At 53.4% G+C, this 6,189-nt stretch carries 4 protein-coding genes and 1 pseudogene; 3 read left to right on the forward strand and 2 right to left on the reverse strand.

Features of this window, described 5'->3' with window-relative positions:
* Window positions 1–64 precede the first annotated feature (64 nt).
* The gene (gene raiA / locus GM30_RS02075; protein ID WP_038157291.1) at window positions 65–397 is read right to left on the reverse strand and encodes a ribosome-associated translation inhibitor RaiA; all 333 of its coding nucleotides are present in this window, start codon (window positions 395–397) and stop codon (window positions 65–67) included.
* Between the two features lie 271 nt (window positions 398–668).
* Window positions 669–1,406, reverse strand: a complete 738-nt coding sequence (gene bamD / locus GM30_RS02080; protein WP_049847294.1) for an outer membrane protein assembly factor BamD — start codon at window positions 1,404–1,406, stop codon at window positions 669–671.
* A gap of 132 nt (window positions 1,407–1,538) precedes the next feature.
* On the opposite strand from bamD, the gene rluD reads away from it, so the two are divergent.
* The 3 genes and pseudogenes from rluD to GM30_RS02095 all read left to right on the forward strand — a co-directional run bounded on the left by rluD (window position 1,539) and on the right by GM30_RS02095 (window position 5,811).
* A complete protein-coding gene (gene rluD, locus GM30_RS02085) occupies window positions 1,539–2,519 on the forward strand; it encodes a 23S rRNA pseudouridine(1911/1915/1917) synthase RluD (RefSeq protein ID WP_049847295.1) in 981 nt (326 codons plus the stop codon).
* Window positions 2,516–3,175: pseudogene (gene pgeF / locus GM30_RS02090) on the forward strand (peptidoglycan editing factor PgeF). The gene rluD and the pseudogene pgeF overlap by 4 nt, the downstream one beginning before the upstream one ends.
* Window positions 3,176–3,303: 128 nt before the next feature.
* Window positions 3,304–5,811, forward strand: coding sequence for an ATP-dependent Clp protease ATP-binding subunit (locus tag GM30_RS02095; protein ID WP_049847296.1), 2,508 nt, complete (start codon window positions 3,304–3,306; stop codon window positions 5,809–5,811).
* The last annotated feature ends 378 nt before the right edge of the window (window positions 5,812–6,189 follow it).

Consider the following 6,189-nt stretch of genomic DNA (forward strand, 5'->3'; position numbering starts at 1 on the left):
TTTCATGCTGTCAACAAAAAACGCGCCCGAAGGCGCGTTGGCGATACACTCAATTGTGAAGGTTTTACTCTTGTTCAACGAAGTTGACGTCTTTCACCGATGCGTTGGCGCGACGTGCTTCTCCTTTGTGTTGCACTTTATTGAGCTGCCGTTCCAGCTTGTTGATCAAATCGTTAATCGCGGTATACATATCTTCGTGCTTAGCGCTGGCAACCAGGTGCCCGTTTGGCGTGTTAATCGTCGCATCAGCAATAAAGCCCTGAGGCTCTTTCGAGAGAATGATATGCGGGTTAATCAGGTGAGTTTGCCATTTATCCAGTTTGGCGAGACGGTCTGCGACATGTTGGCGAATTGCCGGAGTAATTTCCATTTGTTTACTGGTAATGTTCATTGTCATAAATTTACCTCTTGTCTTTCCCGTCTTGGTGATTCCAGCATACCGTTCCTGATGTCAAAATGTGTGATCTAAATCACGTTATTTTGTCACTTTTTGTCAACGAAATCTTTTTGTGAGGCAGGACAGGAACAGGTGATTTTCCCCTTGAAGAGGAGAAGAAAGCAGGCCATATTTGATGAGTTGCGTCGGTGAGATTTTCCTTAAGGACCGGCGGTGAACGAATAAAAAATGGCAGCCAGCTGGCTGCCATTTTGCATATCAGAATTGGGGATCAGGTATTGCTGCTGTTCGCGGCAATAATTTTCGCAACCTTGTCCGCCTGTGCGTTCATCTGCAGCTCGCGGTAGGCGTTTTCCATCTTCGGCAGCGCATCACGCGTGGCCTGGGTATCAGGATAGTTACGCAGCATGCCTTCTACGCGATTGACGACCGCCACCCATGCGCCGCGATCGGTGTAGTAATCCACCACCGACAGCTCATACTTCGCCAGACGATCTTTCAGGAACACCATACGTTTGTAGGCATCTGAAGCGTACTGGCTGTTCGGGTAACCGCGAACCAGTTTGGAAAAGTCACTGAAGGCGTCACGCGCGTGCTGCGGATCGCGATCAGAGCGATCAACGCCAAAGAAGCCCTGCAATGCGCTGTCATCTAACGCCATGTTGGTCAGGCCGCGCATGTAGATAACATAATCGATGTTAGGATGCGTCGGGTTCAGGCGCATAAAACGGTCGATTGCTGCCTGAGCCAGCGGCAGATCGGCATTTTTATAATACGCGTAGATCAGATCCAACTGCACCTGCTGAGAGTAAGGACCAAACGGATAACGGTTATCCAACGCTTCCAGTTGCGTTATTGCCTGTTTCCAGTTACCGTCCTGCAGCTTTTGCTGAGCAGTAGCATAGATTTCATTCGGCGGGTTATCGGGCACCTCTTCCTTTGAACCAGAGCAACCCACCAAAGCCAGGCTCAAGGTGGCTGCTGCCACCAGATATTTCATGCGCGTCATGACGTTTTGACTTTCCTCAAAATGTGTATACGGGAGATTCTCTGTTCCTGCTCCCGATTAAGACCAGCTACAATAGCACACTATATTAAACGGCGAAGCCGTAAAACCCAACGTTAAACGAAGAAGCTGTATATGGCACAACGAGTACAACTCACCGCAACGGTGTCCGAAAATCAACTCGGTCAACGCTTAGATCAAGCTTTGGCCGAATTGTTCCCGGATTATTCGCGTTCGCGCATAAAAGAATGGATTCTTGACCAGCGCGTGCTGGTCAATGGCAACGTCGTCGACAAGCCAAAAGAGAAAGTCCTGGGCGGCGAAAGCATCGCTGTCGATGTAGAAATCGAAGAAGAAGTTCGCTTTGAGCCTCAGGATATCCCCCTCACTATCGTCTATGAAGATGATGATATCATCGTCATTAACAAGCCGCGCGATCTCGTCGTGCATCCTGGTGCAGGAAACCCGGATGGCACCGTCCTGAATGCGCTGCTGCATTACTATCCGCCGATTGCGGACGTTCCGCGCGCGGGTATCGTTCACCGTCTCGACAAAGACACGACCGGTCTGATGGTGGTGGCGAAAACTATCCCGGCGCAGACCCGGCTGGTTGAGTCGCTGCAGCTGCGTGAGATCACCCGTGAGTATGAAGCGGTGGCGATTGGTCATATGACCTCGGGCGGCACGGTGGAAGAACCTATCAGCCGTCATCCTACCAAACGTACCCACATGTCCGTTCACCCGATGGGTAAACCGGCGGTGACGCACTATCGCATCATGGAACACTTCCGTGTGCACACGCGTTTGCGTTTGCGTCTGGAAACCGGGCGTACACACCAAATCCGCGTGCATATGGCGCATATTACTCATCCGCTGGTGGGCGATCAGCTGTACGGTGGCCGTCCGCGTCCGCCAAAGCATTCCTCTGACGAGTTTATTACCGCGCTGCGTAAGTTCGACCGACAGGCGCTGCATGCGACGATGCTGCGTCTCTACCACCCGATCTCTGGCATTGAAATGGAATGGCACGCGCCAATCCCGCAGGATATGGTGGATCTTATCGACGCAATGCGCGTAGATTTCGAAGCCCACAAAGACGAAGTTGACTGGTTATGACAAAGGTAATCGTTCCGCAGTGGCCTGTTCCGCAAGGTGTTGCGGCCTGCAGTTCAACCCGCGTCGGCGGCGTCAGCCTGCCGCCGGCCTGCCGTCTAAACCTGTCTGGCTTGAGCAGGTGCATGGCAAAGACGTGTTGACATTAACCGGCGGATCTTACGACTCGAAACGGGCGGACGCTTCATACAGCACTATACCGGGGCAGGTTTGCGCGGTCATGACGGCTGACTGCCTGCCGGTGCTGTTTTGCAACCGCGCGGGGACCGAAGTGGCGGCAGCGCATGCAGGATGGCGTGGCCTGTGCGAAGGCGTGCTGGAAGAAACAGTCGCCTGTTTTGCCGACCGGCCGGAGAACATCATGGCCTGGCTCGGACCCGCCATTGGCCCGACGGCGTTTGAAGTCGGGCCGGAGGTGCGTGAGGCGTTTATGGCGAAAGACGCCAGCGCTGACAAGGCATTCCGCCCGGCAGGTGAAAAATATTACGCCGATATTTATCAGCTTGCGCGCCAGCGCCTGGCGAATGTCGGGGGTGATCATGTTTNTTGATCATGTTTACGGCGGAGACCGCTGTACCTTCAGCCAAAAGGATGATTTCTTCTCTTATCGCCGCGACAAGATCACTGGTCGTATGGCAAGTTTCATTTGGCTGATATAACCTATAGAATCAAGACGATCCAGAATGCTGATTTATTTTTCGCATAGTTCAGGTCTTTAACCTTGAATAATTGAGGGATGACCTCATTTAATCTCCAGTAGCAAATTTGACCTGTTATGGGAGGAGTTATGCGTCTGGATCGTCTTACCAACAAATTCCAGCTTGCTCTCGCCGATGCCCAGTCGCTTGCACTGGGGCACGACAATCAATTCATCGAACCTCTTCATTTAATGAGCGCCTTACTGAATCAGGAAGGGGGATCGGTACGTCCATTATTAACCACTGCTGGCGTCAACGCAGGCCAGTTGCGCACGGCTATTGAGCAGGCGCTGAGTCGTTTACCCCAGGTGGAAGGCACCGGCGGCGACGTACAGCCATCGCAGGATCTGGTGCGTGTACTGAACCTTTGCGACAAGCTGGCGCAAAAACGTGGGGATAATTTTATTTCGTCAGAACTCTTCGTTCTGGCAGCGCTTGAATCGCGCGGTACGCTGACCGATTTGCTGAAAACTGCCGGCGCAACAACCGCCAATGTGAGTCAGGCGATTGAACAAATGCGCGGAGGTGAAAGCGTGAACGATCAGGGAGCCGAAGACCAGCGTCAGGCGTTGAAGAAATTTACCGTCGATCTGACCGAGCGTGCCGAGCAGGGCAAGCTCGATCCGGTGATCGGCCGTGACGAAGAGATTCGTCGTACTATTCAGGTGCTGCAGCGCCGTACCAAAAATAACCCGGTGCTGATCGGTGAGCCAGGCGTTGGTAAAACCGCCATCGTCGAAGGGCTGGCGCAGCGTATCGTCAATGGTGAAGTGCCGGAAGGGCTGAAAGGCCGTCGGGTGCTGGCGCTGGACATGGGGGCGCTGGTGGCCGGGGCGAAATACCGCGGTGAGTTCGAAGAGCGTCTGAAAGGCGTGCTCACCGATCTCGCTAAACAGGAAGGCAACGTCATCCTGTTTATCGACGAACTGCATACCATGGTGGGCGCAGGTAAAGCCGACGGTGCGATGGATGCCGGGAACATGCTGAAACCGGCGCTGGCGCGCGGTGAACTGCACTGCGTAGGCGCGACCACGCTTGATGAGTATCGCCAGTACATCGAAAAAGATGCGGCGCTGGAACGTCGTTTCCAGAAAGTGTTTGTCGCCGAGCCTACGGTGGAAGATACCATCGCAATTCTGCGTGGTCTGAAAGAGCGTTATGAACTGCACCACCACGTGCAGATCACCGACCCGGCGATTGTTGCCGCCGCGACGCTTTCGCATCGTTATATTTCTGACCGACAGTTGCCGGATAAAGCCATCGACCTGATCGACGAAGCGGCCTCCAGCATCCGTATTCAGATTGACTCAAAACCGGAAGAGCTGGACAGACTCGACAGACGTATCATTCAGNTCAACGAAGAGCTGGAAGATAAAGAACGCCAGTACTCGACGTTAGAAGAAGAGTGGAAAGCGGAGAAAGCCTCGCTTTCCGGCACGCAGACGATCAAAGCTGAGCTTGAGCAGGCGAAAATCGCGATAGAGCAGGCGCGTCGTGTGGGCGACCTGGCTCGCATGTCAGAACTGCAGTACGGCAAAATTCCGGAACTGGAAAAACAGCTGGCGGCGGCCACGCAGTCGGAAGGCAAAACCATGCGTCTGCTGCGTAATAAAGTCACCGATGCGGAAATCGCTGAAGTCCTGGCGCGCTGGACCGGGATCCCGGTCTCCCGCATGATGGAAAGCGAACGCGACAAGCTGCTGCGCATGGAGCAGGATCTGCATCAGCGCGTGATCGGCCAGGATGAAGCGGTTGAAGCGGTTTCTAACGCGATTCGTCGTAGCCGTGCCGGATTGTCCGATCCGAATCGACCGATTGGTTCGTTCCTGTTCCTCGGTCCGACAGGGGTCGGTAAAACGGAGCTGTGTAAATCGCTGGCTAACTTTATGTTCGACAGCGACGATGCGATGGTGCGTATCGATATGTCCGAATTTATGGAGAAACACTCGGTGTCTCGCCTGGTCGGCGCGCCTCCGGGATACGTCGGTTATGAAGAGGGCGGTTATCTCACGGAAGCGGTTCGCCGTCGCCCGTACTCCGTCATCTTGTTAGATGAAGTGGAGAAAGCGCATCCGGATGTGTTCAACATTCTGCTGCAGGTACTGGACGACGGGCGTCTGACGGACGGGCAGGGGAGAACGGTCGACTTCCGTAATACGGTGGTCATTATGACCTCAAACCTCGGCTCCGATCTGATTCAGGAACGCTTTGGCGAGCTGGATTACAGCCACATGAAGGAACTGGTGTTGGGTGTGGTCAGCCACAGCTTCCGCCCGGAATTCATCAACCGTATTGATGAAGTGGTAGTGTTCCATCCGCTGGGTGAAAAACACATCGCGTCCATTGCGCAAATCCAACTGCAGCGTTTGTATAAACGTCTGGAAGAGCGTGGTTATGCAGTTCAGATCTCTGACGAGGCGCTGAAACTGCTCAGCGAGAATGGGTACGATCCGGTGTATGGTGCACGTCCGTTGAAACGCGCTATTCAGCAGCAGATCGAAAACCCGCTGGCGCAGCAGATCCTGTCCGGGGAACTGGTGCCGGGTAAAACGGTACGTCTGGAAGTCAAAGACGACCATATTGTTGCCGTGCAGTAAATTCGCGAGTGAAGATAAAACGGGCCGCAAGGCCCGTTTTTGTTCTAAAAGTAGGCGATTTGCGGCATCTGACGGTGTAATTGCCTGGAAAGTGAGCGAACGAAAGCTTTTTTTAAATTTCCGCTTGTCACCTCAGAATTACTCCCTATAATGCGCCTCCACTGACACGGCACAACGGCGTAAACACCGGCCTGTCAGGTGAAGTTAACCGAAATAACATGTTGACTTCATAGCGGGAAAGCGTATTATGCACACCCCGCGCCGCTGAGAAAAAGCGAAGCGGCACTGCTCTTTAACAATTTATCAGACAATCTGTGTGGGCACTCGGAGTGACATGGATTCTTAACGTCGAAAGACGAAAAATGAATACCAAGTCTC

The organism is Trabulsiella odontotermitis, from assembly GCF_001188485.1.
Taxonomy (GTDB): domain Bacteria; phylum Pseudomonadota; class Gammaproteobacteria; order Enterobacterales; family Enterobacteriaceae; genus Trabulsiella; species Trabulsiella odontotermitis_A.